This window comes from Streptococcus oralis (assembly GCF_023110055.1).
Classification (GTDB): Bacteria; Bacillota; Bacilli; order Lactobacillales; family Streptococcaceae; genus Streptococcus; species Streptococcus oralis_BY.
On record NZ_JALDVG010000003.1, the window covers coordinates 20,742 to 37,171 of the forward strand.

Genomic DNA, 16,430 nt, shown 5'->3' on the forward strand with positions numbered 1-16,430 from the left:
TTGACAGTAAGTCGAATGAACATTTTATGATGATGGCGGAAGACTTCGAAGCCATCGAATACGGTTCTGACAATTGGATTGAGCAGTTAAAACGCTATGTGAATCGCCACAAATCAGAGCAACAACCTCGTTTGAAAGAGTTAAAGCGGTACTATAAAGGTGATAACAATATCAAGTATCGACCTGCTAAAACAGACGAGACTGCGGCAGACAATCGCATTTCTAGTGACTTTGCTAAGTACATCACCATTTTTGAGCAAGGATATATGCTAGGAAATCCGGTTGAGTACAAGAACAAAAATGAAACAATCCTCGACAACATCAAAGGCTTCTCTGCTAAAAACAATGAGAAGAAGCACAATTCATCAATCAAGAAAGACTTGTGTGTGTATGGCCGTGCTTACGAGCTTTTGACTGTAACGAATCGAGACGGCAAAGCTTGGGTTAAACTGTACAAGTTAAAACCAGAACAGACCTTTGTTATTTATGACGATACCTATGAGCAAAACTCACTCATGGCCGTAAATTACTATGATGTAGATTATGGAGATAGCAAACGTAAAACGATCATCAAAGTTTATACTGCAGATCGTATCTATAGCTATGAGTGGAAGTCTACGGATAGCGATAAAATGGCACTCAAAGACAAGCAAGAGCATTACTTTAAGGCTGTCCCAGTAAATGAGTACATCAATAACGAGGACCGCTTAGGTTCTTATGAGTCGGTTTTGGACAACATCGATGCTTACGACTTATCACAGTCTGAACTTGCAAACTTTCAGCAAAATAGCAACGATGCTATCTTGATGATCAAAGGTAATCCGTACACGGGAGCAGAGGAAAATGACTTTTTGGAAGATGGACGAATCAATCCCAATGGTCGATTGTATGTATCGCAGGCTTACAAGAAAGCGCAGGTCCTCATCTTGGATGACAATCCAAATCCGGGTGGAGCGAACCCAGACGCTAGCTATTTAATCAAGTCGTATGATAGTAAAGGTGCAGAAGCATATAAGCAACGACTTGTGAATGATATCTTACGATTCACATTCACACCCGACACGCTTGATAACAACTTCTCAGGCACGCAATCTGGCGAGTCGATGAAGTACAAGCTCATGGCTAGCGATAACTACAGGGAGCAACAAGAAGACCTATTCGAAGCTGGTCTTATGCGTCGCTTGCGCTTAGCTGTAAATATCTGGGCGATTCAAGGAAACGAAAATACAGCCTATGAGTTAATCAATGAGACATCAGTAGTATTTAGACCTAATATTCCGCAAAACGAAAAAGAAATCGTTGAGATGATTAAGTCGTTGTACGGAATTGTCAGTGACCAGACGATTTTTGAATTGCTGAATCAAGTTACGGGTGTAGATGCTGCAGATGAGCTAGAACGTTTGAAAGAACAAGAAGCCCTAGAACAGCCTGAATCACGGTTAGATCCAGTAGATGAGGTGGTCGATGATGAGCAAGAAGTTGAACCAAAACCATCTTGATTACTGGTCAGGTCGCTCAGATGAAATTTTTCGTTATCTAGACCGAAAAGATATTGATTTTTTTGCTGAATTAAATAAGATCTATCAAGAGCAAGCTAATGAAATGCAAAAAGCCTTTTATGACTTTGTCAGCAAGTATTCTGAAAATGGCTCTATGAGCTATCAGGAGGTGTTACAACGCTTGAAAGGTACTGATCTGTCAGATTACCGAGAGAATGCCAGAAAGTATCGTGAGCAAGCTGAGAAAGACCCGGAATTACTTAAAAGGCTCAATGAGCAGTATGCAACTGCACGCGCTACAAGGTTAGAGTCATTACAACTTGATATGCTTTTTCGTGCAGGTATAGCGAGAGGGCTCATTGCTGATAAATTTGAAAGCTATCTGCAGAAAATGGCTCTTATGGGCTATAAAAAAGCCATGAGTGGCCGAATTGGTACAATCAATGAACCAGCACTAAAAGAGTTGGTAAAAACTCCATTTAACGGCTACAACTACAGTCAGCAATTGTGGGGCAATACAGACAATCTAGTAAAGGATTTGAAGAAAGTCTTAAAAGCTGGCTTTGTTCGTGGGGATCACCCTAGAACAATGGCGCGTGATTTGGCACAGAAATATAAAAAAGCCAATAGCCGAGCTGAAACACTCATTAGAACAGATGGAACGATGATTGTCAATCGTGCAGCTGTTAATCGATACAAGGATGCAGAGCTGAAATATTATCGTATACTGGTCCATCTGGACAATCGGACAACTGAAATCTGCAAAAGAATCCATGCGGAAGACAAGCGGTATCTGATTGATGAAATGCAAGCAGGGGTAAATGCTCCGCCTTTTCATTTTAACTGTCGGTCTGGTGTAATACCTGATGAAGAAGAATTGAATGATGATAGCATAGCTCATAATAACGATTTTGAGAAGCTAAAAGGTGATCTCGCCAATTTGTGGGATGATATATCAAAAGGGAATTTACCTTACGATGGTATCAAACGAAGCCTTGCGGAAAACTATATCATTGGACAATTGCCTACAGTTCCTGGTACTGAGGAATTGCTGAAGAATGTACAAGTTACTGGAAAAAATCTAGCGAAAATCTTGGAAAAGCATGGCACAGAATTCCCATTGGAGCAAATGTTATTGTTGCAAGAATTAGTTGCTAATCCAGATTATGTCGCCGATAACTCTGGTCATCATAACAATTCGGTACTGCTCTATAAAAAAGTCCCTGAACGCTTGAAATATCTAATGGAAGCAGCGCTTATACAAAAAGATGATGGTAACTACATCATCCACTACCATAAAATTAAAAAACAAAAATTAAATAAATTGAAACGTGAGCAAAAGATACTTTACTCTAAGGATGATATGTGATATACTTAGAGTAGAGATAGAGGTTGAAAAGTATCCGCCTCCAACGCGCCACTTAGCTAGTGGGTCGAGAAATGCGGGCGACATTCGGCGGTCCCGCCTATCTTGCGCTTAGATAGTAATCTAGGCGCTTTTTTGTTGCCCAGAAAGGAGATAAAATGTTTATTTGGAATTTGGTATCTATCACAGCAGGCGTAATCGTCCTGCTCGTTTTATTAGTTGTGGGTTATTCAATTATCAGTGGGATGATTGATGGAATTAAAAAATCAATGAAAGAAGGTGATCCAGAATCTTGACTTGCAGGAATAGACTGCTATAAATCACTGTAAATTGCTATAAACCGTGTCGATTTCGATGCGGTTTTTATATCGTCCAAACTGTACCGATGACAATAAAAGCTGTACTGTTCCGTCGCCGGACGTAAAACGAGATTATCGAGTGGCGACGTAATCGCTGGAGGACAATTATGTCAGAAGAAATCAACGGAACTGTATCTACCGAATCAACTGAGACTGTCGACACTCAGAACGAGAAAGTAGAAACAGAATCAAATGCAGGTAGCGAGAAGCACGAACGTACATTCACCCGCGCTGAAATCGGAAAAATGTTAGCTGCTGAACGTTCAAAATGGGAAGCTGAACAAGTTACGGCTATTGAACAAGCTAAAAGCGAAGGCGAACGCCTGGCTAAGCTGACAAAAGACGAGCGCGCTAAAGAAGAGGAAGCGAAACGAATAGCTGATTTGGAGAAGCGCGAGCAGGATATAGCTGAACGTGAGATGAAACTAGCGACTCAATCGCTCTTGGCAGATGAAGGCTTGCCACAAGAGTTTATGGATCATGTGTTAGCTCCGACTGCTGAAGAAGTAAAAGCTAAAATCACAGCTTTGCGAACTGTATTTGATAGCGAAGTTGAAAAGCGCGTGAACGAACGACTGGTTCAGAGCGCGCCGCGTCGTGGTACTACAACAGGAATCACGAAAGAACAAATTATGGCAATTGAGGACACTAACAAACGTCAGGCCGCGATTGCTGAAAATATTGATTTATTTAGAAAGGGCTAGAATATGGCTGAACAAAAACTAACTACTATGGCTAACTTGGGCGAAATCAAGTCTATTGATTTTGTTAACAAGTTTTCTAAAAATATCAACGACTTGTTGACACTTTTGGGCGTCACACGTCGTCAGGAACTTACAAATGACCTCAAGATCCAGACTTACAAATGGACTGCTGATGTGGATGCAACAAATCCGGGAGAGGGGGAAGACATTCCGCTTTCTCAAATGGTTCGCACTAAAGACCAAGCGCACGAAGTGGCGTGGTTCAAAAAACGTCGTTCTGTATCTGCTGAAGCAATTGCTCGCCATGGAGCGTCTGTTGCTATCACAGAAGCTGATACACGTTTGATGCGCGAAATCCAAAACGGAATCAAGGAGCAGTTCTTCACATTCTTGAAAGCTAACCCGACAAAAAACAAGGGTAAAGGTTTGCAAGGTGCGCTTGCTCAAGCGTGGGCAAAAATCGCAACTTTCAACGAATTCGAAGGATCTCCAATCGTTACTTTTGTGAATCCGGTTGATGCTGCTGAATACCTTGGAAACGCTGGTGTAGGCGCTGATGCTTCTAATGTATTCGGTATGACTTTGCTTAAGAATTTCTTGGGTATGCAAAACGTTATCGTTATGAACGGTGTGCCAGAAGGCAAAGTGTATACTACTGCGGTGGAAAACCTTGTGTTTGCATATTTGGATGTAGCGAACGGAGATCTCGGTGGATTGTTTGCTGACTTTACAGACGAAACTGGTTTGATTGCAGTTGCTCGTGACCGTGCTTTGAAAAACCTCACTTACGAATCAGTATTCTTCGGAGCTAACGTGCTATTTGCTGAGATTCCTCAAGGTGTTGTAGAAACATCTATTGAGAAACCCGCAGCAGCAGGTGTACCAGGAGGTTAATGAACGATGGCGATTGATACGAATGAGATTTTGAAAGAAATCAAATTGTTAAAAGGGGTAAGCGATACTGCGCAGGATGACTTGCTGAATTTGATAATCAAAGAAAGCACTGAGCGCATTCTTGCCTTTGTCAATCGCTATTCCGAATCATCAATTACAGAAATTCCGAACAGCGCAGCTTACATAGTTCGTGATGTAGTTGTGAAACGATTTAATAAGCTAGACTCCGAGGGAGCTAAAGCAGACAGTGAAGAAGGACGCGCTTTCACTTGGGAAGATAATTATCTATCTGAAGATGATAAGCAGGTCCTTATTTCTCTTGCTAGCAAAAGGCGAACTCGAGGGGTAGCACGCTTTGTATAAGAGGTGATTCTATGAGTTATAACCAAAGAGTTATTTTAATCAAAGAAACCGTTCCGAAAGACGAACTTTTCGGAGATACAACCCAAAATGAAATTGGCCCTTTACCATGTCAAGAAAGTTCTCTGACAAATGCAGAACAGATCGGTATTTTTGGGAAGTACAACCTGGATAGCTTCAAGTTACATCTTCAAGGAATTCATAATGATTTCTCTGAGGTTGTATACAAAGGCAAACGTCGTAGTATCCAAGGGAAGAAATATCACAAAAATAGTACGGTGATTTATCTATGAGTCTTAATTATAAAGTAAAAGGGCTTGACCGATACATTCGTACTGTTGATCATAAGGGTAAAAAAGCAAAGTATGCTGTCGATAAAGTTTTAAATCGTTCAAGTTTACGAGTGGAACGTTTAGCTAAGCTATACGCTCCATGGGATACTGGTTGGCTGAGTGAAAGCATATACTCAATGCAAGAAAAAATGCTTGGTTATAAAGTCATTTCGCCTGTTTTTTATTCGATATATGTTGAGTTGGGGACACGGAAAATGGCCGCACAGCCTTTCATGGAACCAGCGATGAGAGAGGAATATCCAAATTTGATGAATAACCTTAACAAAATGTTTAGGAAGTAGGTGACGATGAATTCTCCAACAACTGAACTATTAAACAGCTTAAGAAATAAATTGAACCCCTTGAATGTTCCAATCCATTTTAAGCTACCTGACACGTCCGTATCCGAGCCTTTTTTGGTGATTGGAGGAATTGCATCTGACACATCAAAAACGGCGCAGACGGGGCTGATAATCGAAGACAGCACGGTTCAGATTGATATTTACTTACCTGGTAATAAAAATCGGGCATACGCTGAAGATGTAAAATCGCAAGCCATTCGATTACTGGGACGTAATACAAGAACTACTTCAACTATATTGATGGATAACTCAATCGGTCGTGAGGTCTATCATATCGTTATCAAGACGACCGAAACGATATTATAAATAAGGAGGTCCTAGCTAAATGGCTGAAAAAGGACAAGTAAAAATTACAACCGCAAAACCAATTGTTGGTAAGAAAGTATTCTACTTCATCCAATCAATCCATGCTGAAAAAGGTGAAGGAGCATTACTTCCTGCTTACCGTACAGACGGAACAACCACTCTTGGGGGCGAATACCAGGATGAGCAAACACAACAAGGTCGCTTGCTTGAAAAATCAAGTGACGAGCACTCAATCGAATTGACTCAATACTTTGCGCCGATGGATCCATCAGTAAATGTAATCTTGAATGCTCAAGCTAAAGGCGAATCAATCAAGATTTGGCGCGTAATCGTGGATGAAAGTGTTAAGGAAAAAATCGGGGAAGATCCAGACAAAAAAGATGCTTATCCAGCTAAATTTGGTTACGCTAAAATCACTGATGATGTCGAATTTAACGATGGAGTAGAAGAGTTTGTTGAACTTTCATACACCGCTGGTATCGTTGGCCGTCTTCAGGATGGTAAATTCCCACTTTCTGCTGAGGAATTGGCTGTATTGAACAACATCTACGCTTACCAAAACCCAGGCGAAACTACAGGCGACTACGATAACATCCAGCACTAATCTATCTAAGAAGGGTGACTGTCAAAGGTCACCTTTTTATTTTGTTTGAAAAAGGAGTATATACACATGGAATTTAATGTTGCAAAAAAAATCGTTGAAATCAAATTTGATTATCGCTTAATGTTCAAGATTGACAAAGATATGGCGACTAAAGATGCCAATGGCCAGTCCGCTGGAAATGGTGTCGGTGCGCTGTTTTTCAAAATTGTCAATCGTGACGACCAAGGGATTGTTGATTTGATTCAATATTGTGCAAGTAAAAAAGGTAAAGCAGTGTCTGAAGATGAAGCTTTGGCAGCTATTGAAGCACGATTTGAAAAATCGGAAAACGATGATCCTCAGGAAGAACTATTCCAGGAAATTGAAGAAGAAATGGTGCAGTCAGGTTTTTTCAAGAAGAAGATTTTGAAATATATCGAAAACATGAAACTTGGAAAAGAATTGGCACAAGCTCAAGTGGAAGCTGGAGATCAAACAGCAGAAGCTCAAGTCAAAGCAATTTCAGAAATTATTGGCAAGATGGAAAACGCGGTATCTTAACAGAGTGCGCTAAGCTCGGTCTTACTGATCAAGAAACTATTTTGTCTTGTAATAAGTGGGAGCTTGATGCGATTTTGGAAGGTCTTTACTACAAACAAATTGAAGAGCGTGAAGCTCTTTCAGGTTTAGCTCTTGAATTGAGATATACATTGAATGCCAAAAAAGTCGATGCGAAGAAACTCAGTAAAAAGAGAGATAAGGACAAAGTTCGAAGGATTTTTCATCCAGACAAAAAGAAAGAAATCAAAAACAAAAACGATTTTGTGGCATTGCTTGAAAAAGCAAGTCAGATGTTTGCAAATAGAAATTAGTAACAGAAGGAGGTGGATGTATGAGTTTTGACGGTTCTATATACGCTTATATTGGGGCAGATACTAAAGATTATGAAAAATCAATGAATGAAATTGTATCAAATACAAAAAAAGCGTTCGATGATGCACAAAAAGCTGCGGTCAATAGTTCGAATCAAATGATCCAAAAAATAGGTCAATTGATGAATGAACTCGCGACTTCAAATGCTTCAATTGGTCAAAAAATAGGCCAAGGATTCAAAGGCGGTCTGAATATCGCTCTTGGTGAAATCCAACGTATCGCATCCAACATTGGTCAACGATTGCCCGAACCCATACAAACAGGTTTAGCAAAAATAACACAAGCATTTACTAGTTTAAATTCTAAAATTTCAAGTGCTTTATCTCCAATTTCAAACAAATTTTCACAATTAGGTAGCACAATAGGAAATACTTTTAGTTCTGCTTTAGGAAAAGTAAATAATTTTACAAACCAAGTTGGAAATTCGTTAGGTGGTAAATTGATTAGTAAAATCAGTGCCTTATCGAGCAAAATTTCAAGTGGGCTCGGGAACGCTTTTCAACAAGCAGGTAGTAAAGCTACTAACGCCCTGATGGGTATTGTGAATCACACGAATCAAGCGGCATCTGCTACAAGCAACCTTATCAAGACAGCTCTTGGTATTTCGGCAGCATACGCAGGATTCAACTTCATCAAGAATGCAATTGGCGGTGCCATTACCAAATCGGCAGACTTTGAAGCGCGTATGAGTAGCATTAAGGCTGTTACTGGTTCTAGTGCTGATGTCATGAAACAATTTCATGATGCAGCAATTAAAGCTGGTGCTGATACAGCATTTTCTGCAACTGAAGCAGCGGATGCCATTGAAGAATTGGCAAAAGCTGGGGTATCTACAAAGGATATCTTAAATGGTGGTTTGACTGGCGCATTGAACTTAGCCACTGCCGGGGAACTTGACCTAAAAGAAGCTGCAGAAATTGCTTCAACTGCCTTGAATGCATTCAAACGCGACAATCTAAGCGTAGTAGATGCGGCAAATCAATTGGCAGGAGCAGCGAACGCTTCAGCGACAGATGTCCATGAATTAAAATATGGTCTTTCTATGGTTGCACCAGTCGCAAGCGGTCTTGGTCTATCGTTTAAAGATACAACGAACGCCCTTGCAGTATTTGCTCAAAATGGTCTAAAAGGTTCTGATGCAGGTACATCTCTAAAAACGATGTTGATGAACTTACAACCTCAAACTAAAGGGCAATACCTTGCTATGAAAAGGTTAGGGATCATCACAGAAGATGGTGCGAATAGATTCTTTACTGCAGAGGGTAAAATCCGCTCATTCGCAGAGATTTCACAAGTTTTACAAGATAGTTTGAGCGGGTTGACGCAACAGCAACAACAACAAGCTTTGAAAACGTTATTTGGTACCGATGCAGTTCGTGCTGCAACTATCGCAATGAATGAAGGCGCGGGCGGCGCAAACAAGATGCAAGCAGAAATCAGTAAGGTTACTGCTGCGCAGGTTGCCGCCGAAAAGCTCAACAACTTAAAAGGCGCCGTTGAAGGTCTAAGCGGATCGTTTGAAACTTTACAGATAAAGCTTGGTGAATCAGTACTGCCACTCTTTACTACGATTGTAAAATATGTGGACAAATTAGTTGACAAATTTGGTCAATCCAAAGCGCTTCAAAATTTCACGGATGCAATGGCAAACATCAATCCTGTTTTAGACCATTTCTTGAATGGTACAAAATTAGCCGATGGTGTTATGGATAAATTTACAAACTCTATGGCATCAGCTGCGCCTATTTTAAGCCTGGTCGGTGGATTGCTAGCTTTTGGTCCTGCTACTAAGGGCTTGACAAAATTGACAGGTCTCTTAGGTGGTCTTGGTGGCAAAATTAGTAGCTTCGGCGGTGCTATGGGTGGTATGTTCAATAATGCTGCAGGATATATCGGAGCATTTTCTTCTAAAATCGAAGGTTTACCTGGGGTTTTAGGAAGTGCCGCATCCAGAGGTATTAGTATTCTTGGCATGATGTCGCAAGGAATTGGATCTGTCATGAGTGTGGCTTTGGCTGCTATTGGTCCTGCTGCAATCCTTGGTCTTGTAGTAGCTGGTTTGGGCATCATCAACAATCAGTTTGGCACTCAAATAGATCAGTTACTAAATACAGTAACGACTAAAGGACCTCAAATCATTCAAAATCTTGTGTCAGGCATAACAAGTCAAATTCCTGCTTTGATAGCATCAGGAGCAGATTTGATAGCGAAATTCGCCAGCGCTTTCGCAACTATGTTCCCTGTCTTGGTACAGGCTGGTGTTGATTTGATTGGTAGTTTGATTCAAGGAGTAGGACAAAATGCTACATCTCTAATCAGTTCGGCAGTGACTGTGATTGGAACATTTGTGCAGTCTATCGCCAGTGCGCTTCCGCAGTTGCTTGGTATGGGTGTGGAGTTACTAGCCAACCTTGTTCAAGGGGTGCTTAATAACCTTCCTCAAATTTTGCAATCAGCCCAACAAGCAGTCACTACATTCCTGAGTGGCCTTGGCCAACAAATGCCAAACATTATTCAGAATGGTATCCAAATTTTACAGAATCTTATTAACGGTATTATTCAATCATTACCAACAATTCTAAATATTGCGGTTCAAGTTATCACATCCTTTATTCAAGGATTGGTATCTAACTTGCCTGCAATTATTAGTGGTGGTATCCAGCTGATTGTATCATTGGTTCAAGGAATTATAAACAACCTTCCTCAAATTGCTCAGTCTGCTGTGCAAATCATTGGGGTATTAATCACAGGATTAGCAAGTTCAATACCTCAATTAATTAGTGGCGGTATTGAATTGGTTGCGAAATTAGTTGTTGGTTTAGTAGCAGGTTTGCCAAAAATCCTTGAAGCTGGAGCGAATATCATTTTTGAACTTGGAAAATCTATGCTAACTGCAATACCTGAAGCTATTGGCGGGGTTGTATCTGCGGTAGGAGACTTCTTTGGTGGTATGTGGGATTTCGTTACTGGGAAAACAAACGAAGGTAGCGAAACAGTTAAGACTAAAACGACGGAAATGTCAGATCATGTGTCTGCTAAAACGACAGAGATGTCAACTAACGCGACATTACAAGCACAGACAATGCAAACGAATTTAGGGACGTCATTTGATTTGATGGGAACTAGTACAGCAGGTACGATGGCAACCATGCAGACGAATGTTGATACAACAATGCAGAGTATGGCTGTTACCGCTGGGACAAACACCCAAACTCTGGCAACAAATGTACAGACAGGAATGACTCAAGCACAAACAAATGCGACGACACAGGCACAAACTATGCAGACGAATGTAGGTTCTAGCCTCGATACTTTGAGTGCAACAGCAGGAGCGACCATGACTTCCCTCCAAAGCGTATCAAATACAGCTTTTCAGGGTGTAAATACAAACGCTACAAATTCTACCTCTCAAGCATCTTCGAATGTTCGAGCAAACTACAACGCAATGCAGTCTGCCGCGGAAACAAATACCGCTGCGGTCCAATCTGCGACGGAAAAAAACCTTGCAGCAGCGGAACGAGCAGCTCAAGAAAAAACTGCAAATATCGCAGAAAATATTACTAAGAATTTGAAGAATGCAGAATCAGCAACTATTAGTTCTATGGATTCTATTTCAAAATCAATCACAGATGGATTAAATCGGATTGATTCATCTGCTTCAAATTCAGGTAGCAAGATTGCACAATCATTCATTGAAACATTTGACAAAGCCAAAGACGTTACACAAGAAGGGATGACCTCCCTTGTTCATTCCATGGAAACGGGAATGAGTAGAGCAATAGGAATTTCTTATAGTGCTGCTAGTTCTATTAGTTCAACTTTTAGCATGCTATCCTCAACTTTAAACCTGGTTGGACATAATGCTGGAATGGGCTTATATAACGGGCTTTCAGGTATGGCTGGTAGTCTTTACTCACTCGCATATTCAATCGCATCTAACATCGCACGGACAATGCGTTCAGCATTGGATATTCATTCGCCTTCCCGTGTGATGAAATCTATTGGTGGATTCACAGGTGAGGGGATGTATAATGGTATGTCTGATTGGGTTCGCAAAATCAACGGCGTGGCAAAACAATACGCTACTGCAATTACTGATCAGAGATACGGAGTAGACAGCTTGATTACTACATCGGCAAGCGTAAATAATACAGGCTTGCGCTCGTCCCTTGAAAATCTTAGTGACGATGTCCGAAATTCTCAATTATCAGACGCTAAATTTGAAATCCATAACGAAATTGTGGGGGACAAGATTTACACGTCTGTTAAAGAACGAGAAGCGCGTGATCGTATCAAAGATGATTACTTTGTTTATGGATAGAAGGGCTATGAAATGGATTTACTGATTACACATGCTAACGCTGAGACTAAATTATCTCAGATCGGCATCTATAATATTAAAATTGAAGACAGTACGCCTTCTATTGAGGTAGACAGGCGAACAGTCAAAGGTCGAGGCGGATACATTCACGATGGTCTGACGCTTCGCCAAAAAACAATTAAAGTTTCTGGAAGGCTGGCTGTTGCTAGCCTTTTGGCTTTTATGGAAAAACAAGATGAGCTTGCGGGTTGGTTGTATGGTGATGAGCCTTATTTCATCACTAAAATGCATCCTGTACAAGATGATTTGTATGAGTTTGAGTTACCAGGAGCGAAAACGGGAGATTTAAACCTTTTGGATATTCCGCACACGCCTTGGAAATACCGTTACAAGGTACATCTTAACCGTGAAATTGAGTTTGCTTTCATTGGTAAATCAGAAGCAGGCTTGAAGTATGATGTTTCTTTTGAATTTGTAACAGCTGAAATACCGTATGGTGAGACAGTACCTCGAGAAATCACCTTGTCGGGTCCGTATATTACTTATCATGGCACAGCTTCATTAAGTCAATTCGAAGTACCGTTTGTTGTTGAACTAACCTCTGATGCTCAGCAAACCAATTTCTTTGTAGAAATCGATGGACGCCGTTGGAATTATTCCCATACTGCGACGCCGATACAACCAAGGGAGAAAATCCTTTTATCAGGAGTCGAGACAAGTATCTATCGTCCGGGCGGCATTCAAAACCTCAATATTAACAATCGGACTAATTATGAGTATTTTATCATCCGTCCGAATCCACAGAAACAAGTCAGTTTTTCAACAGATTTTCGTGGAACGGTCAAAATATTAGGTTTCAAAGAATTGTACAAATAAGGAGGTGATAGATTGATTACATTTTTAGACTCTCAGCAGATTGAAAGAAGTGCTCAAGTTGGTTTTTCGACGGTTCAATCGGTGAATGGTGAATTATCTGTAAAGGGAACGATCTACACGAATGATGATGTTTTAAAGAACATTGACAGAGGTTGGCGTTTTCGATTAAATGATGAATATTACCGCATCGTTTACGTTAAACCCATTGATACAGGGAAACAAATCGAAGTCGAATTTGACGCAGTCCACCAATTCTTTTACGATATGGCTAAGTCATCGATGTATGAAGTGCTGGATGGAACATATTCTCTTAGATATTATCTTGAAGCTATCTTCAAAAATAGCGGTTACAAATTCGATCTTGATGTTGATGTGAAGTCAATTCGTAAAAGCGATTTTGGTTGTAAGTCACGACTTTCTCTTTTTAATGACATTATTAAAACTGCAGGCGTTGAATTTTTAGTAGGCGGCCATCTTGTTCGTATCAGGAAATCAATCGGATCGGACCAATCTACACTCGTTCGTAAAAATTTCAATATGAACGAAATTACCATTGAAAAAGACATCAACAGCTTTGTGACTTACCAAAAAGGGTTCGGTGCGTGGAAAGGCGAAACAGATCGGACGAAAGGTCGATATGAATCCGAATACGAAAGTCCATTAGCTAAAATATATGGACGGATTGAAGCGGAGCCGGTTGTCGATGAGCGATATAAAGAAACCGGCAAGCTTTTAGAACGATTAAAACAAAATGTAGATAATTCTTATAAAATCTCAATCGCAATCGATATGGAAGATTTATCTGCTGCAGGTTATAAAACCTCGACTCCCGAAGTTGGAGATTACATCATGGCGATTAATGAAACGTTGGGAATTCGTAAGCGAGTTCGTATTGTTTCGTTAGAAAGCAATTATGATGTATCTGGTAAGTTGATAAAAAGAAAAGTTGTTTGCAATGATATTGGTTCCGTTCAAAGATATTCTTCAGAGATGAGTGTTTTATCTCGTTCCGTGTCGGATTCAAAAAACGAAAGTTCGAAAGCGATTGAAACAGCAATCAGGGCCTTGGCATCAGCTGAAGGTAAAAACACGAATTATTTCGGTGATAAAAAACCTTTAGACAATCCTCCAGGGACAATCAAGAAGGGCGACCGACTCTTCTTGACTACTGGTGACGAAACAGAACTTTATTTTTGGAGCGGGTCAGAATGGGTCCTTGAACCTACGAGATTCGATAAAGATAAATTCAATACAGAATTTGACAAAAAAGCTGAAGCTATAAACAAAAGCATCCAGAAAGTTGAGAGTGAAGCCACAACTGCTTTAGCTAAAGCTGGAGCAAATGCTTTACTTATAAAGGAAACTCAGAAGATTAGCGAGCAAGCGAAAAAACAATTGGATTTACAATTTGCTGACTACAAACAATCTGTAGATGGTAGATTCGCAAGCCTGAGTACTAGAGTGGATGGCAAAGCTAATCTTGTGGATTTTCAGCGTGTACAAGAAACAAGCAAACTCTATGAGAGAATTATCGGTAGCAACGAGAATGACATTTCGAATAAGGTCGCTCGCATGGCTTTGACCAATCAACTATTTCAGGTTGAGGTGGCCAAGTATTCGACGGTTGGCGGTCCGAATGTTATCCGAAATTCGAGAGCAGATGACGGTCTGAAATATTGGACAGAAGCGAATGGTCGTTTGAGTTTTACGGCTCATAGTTTCTACTTTAACGGACAGAAGCGCATGTTTGAATTGCGACCAGGCGCCGTTGTGAAAAGCCCACGGTTTATTGTTAAGCGAAATACTGATTATACATTGAATGTTTTAGGATTCGATAATAACTCGAAATATTTTAGGATTTATATTGGTGAACGCGTAAAAGGTTCTGTCGCAGATTACCAACAGAGGTTACTGATATTCAACGGCCAGTCTCGGTGGGTTGACGGACCCGTTTTTGATAACACAAAAACAGTCAAGAAATCCATTACATTTAATGTCGGTGAATTTGATGAATGTTATCTGCAATTCGAATACGACCGTAACAATCCTAACAAATGGGGTGGCTTCTTCATGACAGAGCTTGATTTCTACGAAGGAACGACTGACCGTAAATGGCAACCAGCACCCGAGGACGCGACCTTAGAGGCAGACAAGACTCTTGAAGCAACGCAGACTAAAATGACTCAGCTCGCGGGCTCGTGGGCAGTTAAAAATATTAACTCAGCTGGAGATATCATTTCTGGAATCAATCTGGGCGCTGATGGTAGAAATCGATTAATAGGAAAATCGTTTCATATAACTGGAGAAACTTTGATTGATAACGCGGTTATAAAATCCGCCATGATTGAGAGTGTCCTAGCTGATAAAATCACAACCGGAACGCTAAATGCAGCCAACGTCAACATCATCAATCTTAATGCGAATAAGATTGTTGGATTGGATGCGACCTTCTTGCGCGGGAAAATCGAGAATGCGATTATTGATTGGCTGGTAGGTAAGACACTAATCAGTCAAAATGGCTCAACAACTCTCAATCTTCAAACAGGAGTTTTTACACTCAACAACGAAGATTCCTCGATTATGTTTAGTCGAAGCTCCGACAACACTGCAACTAGTTTTAGTAAGAATGGAATTCATTTTTTTAAAAATAGAAAATTTATAGCAAGTATTGGACAATCTGCTTTTTCTTCTATCCATGACAATAAGCATAAATCTGGCTTCGCTATCACCTTGCCTAACGATCAAGGTATAAGTTTTTCTGGATACAATAGCAGTTCATTCTTTGAAATAAATCCGTATGAAAAAAGCTTATCAATACAATCTGGATTCTCTTTACTGATTGGGATAAAGACTTCGCAAAGTGTCTCTTTAGAACATGTCGTTGGAACTACAAACAATGTAAATTTTTCTGGTTTTAGAGCAAAAGGGACACGTCGTCAAGAATTACGATTTTACGCAGACGGGCGTATAGAAATTACAAGCGTATAGAAATTACAACAAGAGGATAAAATAAATGCAATTAAAATTACAAAATAAAGATTTGCTGACGATTAAGTGTGTTTTGGAAAAACTGCATATCCAAAACATGAAGATTAATCGAGGGAAAGTCAAGTTTTACAAACACATCCTTACAAAAATTGAAGAATACTACCAAGACGAGCAAGAGATTTTGAAAAAAGTTGCCATTATCAACGATGGAGGCTCTTTTGCGACAGACGAAAATGGCAATATTCAATTGCGGGATGGCGAGTCTTATGAAAATGTAAATCAGCAATTGAATGAACTCGCACAGGAAAAAGTTGTTCTTCACGCAGGCGAATATGAGGAACAATATAAGGAGTTCTTTGCTTGGTTAATCGAATGCGAAGAAGATTTAACTATGGATGAATCTATCCTGATCGATGAACTGTTAGAACAGTTTGAAAAACAAATTTCTGAGGAGGAAAAATAATGGAATTTCAGCTGGTTAATAAGTATTTAAGAGAACCTGGCAAAACTTTCGTGGCTATTCGGTGTCAGAACCCTTACACAGCGT

Annotated in this window: 16 protein-coding genes; all 16 read left to right on the forward strand. The window is 40.2% G+C overall.

Annotated elements, in window-relative coordinates; translation table 11 throughout:
• Positions 1–26: 26 nt before the first annotated feature.
• The 16 genes from M1G01_RS08575 to M1G01_RS08650 all read left to right on the forward strand — a co-directional run bounded on the left by M1G01_RS08575 (position 27) and on the right by M1G01_RS08650 (position 16,346).
• On the forward strand, positions 27–1,499 hold the full coding sequence (locus M1G01_RS08575; protein ID WP_425608339.1) for a phage portal protein: 1,473 nt from the start codon (positions 27–29) through the stop codon (positions 1,497–1,499).
• Entirely contained in the window at positions 1,468–2,868 is a 1,401-nt protein-coding gene (locus M1G01_RS08580) for a minor capsid protein (RefSeq protein WP_425608338.1), read from the forward strand. Before M1G01_RS08575 ends, M1G01_RS08580 begins: the two co-directional genes overlap by 32 nt.
• Before the next feature lie 155 nt (positions 2,869–3,023).
• The gene (locus M1G01_RS08585; RefSeq protein WP_247931629.1) at positions 3,024–3,161 is read left to right on the forward strand and encodes a hypothetical protein; all 138 of its coding nucleotides are present in this window, start codon (positions 3,024–3,026) and stop codon (positions 3,159–3,161) included.
• A 170-nt stretch (positions 3,162–3,331) separates the two neighbouring features.
• Positions 3,332–3,928 carry a DUF4355 domain-containing protein gene (locus M1G01_RS08590; protein WP_247931630.1) on the forward strand — a complete coding sequence of 199 codons (597 nt, stop codon included), beginning with the start codon at positions 3,332–3,334 and terminating at the stop codon, positions 3,926–3,928.
• Positions 3,929–3,931: 3 nt separating this feature from the next.
• Positions 3,932–4,822, forward strand: a complete 891-nt coding sequence (locus M1G01_RS08595) for a phage major capsid protein (RefSeq protein ID WP_049506326.1) — start codon at positions 3,932–3,934, stop codon at positions 4,820–4,822.
• Between the two features lie 6 nt (positions 4,823–4,828).
• Complete coding sequence (locus M1G01_RS08600; protein WP_049506323.1) at positions 4,829–5,185, forward strand: phage head-tail connector protein; 357 nt, start codon at positions 4,829–4,831, stop codon at positions 5,183–5,185.
• Positions 5,186–5,196: 11 nt separating this feature from the next.
• Positions 5,197–5,475 carry a hypothetical protein gene (locus M1G01_RS08605; RefSeq protein ID WP_049506322.1) on the forward strand — a complete coding sequence of 93 codons (279 nt, stop codon included), beginning with the start codon at positions 5,197–5,199 and terminating at the stop codon, positions 5,473–5,475.
• Positions 5,472–5,816, forward strand: a complete 345-nt coding sequence (locus M1G01_RS08610) for an HK97-gp10 family putative phage morphogenesis protein (protein ID WP_049506320.1) — start codon at positions 5,472–5,474, stop codon at positions 5,814–5,816. The genes M1G01_RS08605 and M1G01_RS08610 overlap by 4 nt, the downstream gene beginning before the upstream one ends.
• 6 nt (positions 5,817–5,822) lie before the next feature.
• Complete coding sequence (locus tag M1G01_RS08615; RefSeq protein WP_049506318.1) at positions 5,823–6,182, forward strand: hypothetical protein; 360 nt, start codon at positions 5,823–5,825, stop codon at positions 6,180–6,182.
• A 19-nt stretch (positions 6,183–6,201) separates the two neighbouring features.
• Complete coding sequence (locus tag M1G01_RS08620) at positions 6,202–6,786, forward strand: phage major tail protein, TP901-1 family (RefSeq protein WP_247931631.1); 585 nt, start codon at positions 6,202–6,204, stop codon at positions 6,784–6,786.
• Positions 6,787–6,852: 66 nt separating this feature from the next.
• Positions 6,853–7,326 (forward strand): tail assembly chaperone, encoded by a 474-nt coding sequence (locus tag M1G01_RS08625; protein WP_049506314.1) that lies wholly within the window; start codon positions 6,853–6,855, stop codon positions 7,324–7,326.
• A 41-nt stretch (positions 7,327–7,367) separates the two neighbouring features.
• Positions 7,368–7,637, forward strand: coding sequence for a hypothetical protein (locus M1G01_RS08630; protein ID WP_065427679.1), 270 nt, complete (start codon positions 7,368–7,370; stop codon positions 7,635–7,637).
• 20 nt (positions 7,638–7,657) lie between these two features.
• Positions 7,658–12,019, forward strand: coding sequence for a phage tail tape measure protein (locus M1G01_RS08635; protein ID WP_247931632.1), 4,362 nt, complete (start codon positions 7,658–7,660; stop codon positions 12,017–12,019).
• 12 nt (positions 12,020–12,031) lie between these two features.
• Positions 12,032–12,895: a phage tail family protein gene (locus M1G01_RS08640; RefSeq protein WP_049506311.1), complete on the forward strand. Its 864-nt coding sequence runs from the start codon at positions 12,032–12,034 to the stop codon at positions 12,893–12,895.
• Between the two features lie 12 nt (positions 12,896–12,907).
• Positions 12,908–15,883 (forward strand): phage tail protein, encoded by a 2,976-nt coding sequence (locus tag M1G01_RS08645; RefSeq protein ID WP_053091805.1) that lies wholly within the window; start codon positions 12,908–12,910, stop codon positions 15,881–15,883.
• Between the two features lie 25 nt (positions 15,884–15,908).
• Complete coding sequence (locus M1G01_RS08650) at positions 15,909–16,346, forward strand: DUF1617 family protein (protein WP_049506309.1); 438 nt, start codon at positions 15,909–15,911, stop codon at positions 16,344–16,346.
• Positions 16,347–16,430: the final 84 nt, after the last annotated feature.

Coding starts and splice junctions, on each gene's coding strand:
- M1G01_RS08650 (WP_049506309.1), top strand. CDS start 15,909: ATGCAATTAAAATTACAAAATAAAGATTTGCTGACGATTAAGTGTGTT.
- M1G01_RS08575 (WP_425608339.1), top strand. CDS start 27: ATGATGATGGCGGAAGACTTCGAAGCCATCGAATACGGTTCTGACAAT.
- M1G01_RS08580 (WP_425608338.1), top strand. CDS start 1,468: ATGAGCAAGAAGTTGAACCAAAACCATCTTGATTACTGGTCAGGTCGC.
- M1G01_RS08620 (WP_247931631.1), top strand. CDS start 6,202: ATGGCTGAAAAAGGACAAGTAAAAATTACAACCGCAAAACCAATTGTT.
- M1G01_RS08600 (WP_049506323.1), top strand. CDS start 4,829: ATGGCGATTGATACGAATGAGATTTTGAAAGAAATCAAATTGTTAAAA.
- M1G01_RS08585 (WP_247931629.1), top strand. CDS start 3,024: ATGTTTATTTGGAATTTGGTATCTATCACAGCAGGCGTAATCGTCCTG.
- M1G01_RS08590 (WP_247931630.1), top strand. CDS start 3,332: ATGTCAGAAGAAATCAACGGAACTGTATCTACCGAATCAACTGAGACT.
- M1G01_RS08615 (WP_049506318.1), top strand. CDS start 5,823: ATGAATTCTCCAACAACTGAACTATTAAACAGCTTAAGAAATAAATTG.
- M1G01_RS08640 (WP_049506311.1), top strand. CDS start 12,032: ATGGATTTACTGATTACACATGCTAACGCTGAGACTAAATTATCTCAG.
- M1G01_RS08625 (WP_049506314.1), top strand. CDS start 6,853: ATGGAATTTAATGTTGCAAAAAAAATCGTTGAAATCAAATTTGATTAT.
- M1G01_RS08605 (WP_049506322.1), top strand. CDS start 5,197: ATGAGTTATAACCAAAGAGTTATTTTAATCAAAGAAACCGTTCCGAAA.
- M1G01_RS08610 (WP_049506320.1), top strand. CDS start 5,472: ATGAGTCTTAATTATAAAGTAAAAGGGCTTGACCGATACATTCGTACT.
- M1G01_RS08595 (WP_049506326.1), top strand. CDS start 3,932: ATGGCTGAACAAAAACTAACTACTATGGCTAACTTGGGCGAAATCAAG.
- M1G01_RS08635 (WP_247931632.1), top strand. CDS start 7,658: ATGAGTTTTGACGGTTCTATATACGCTTATATTGGGGCAGATACTAAA.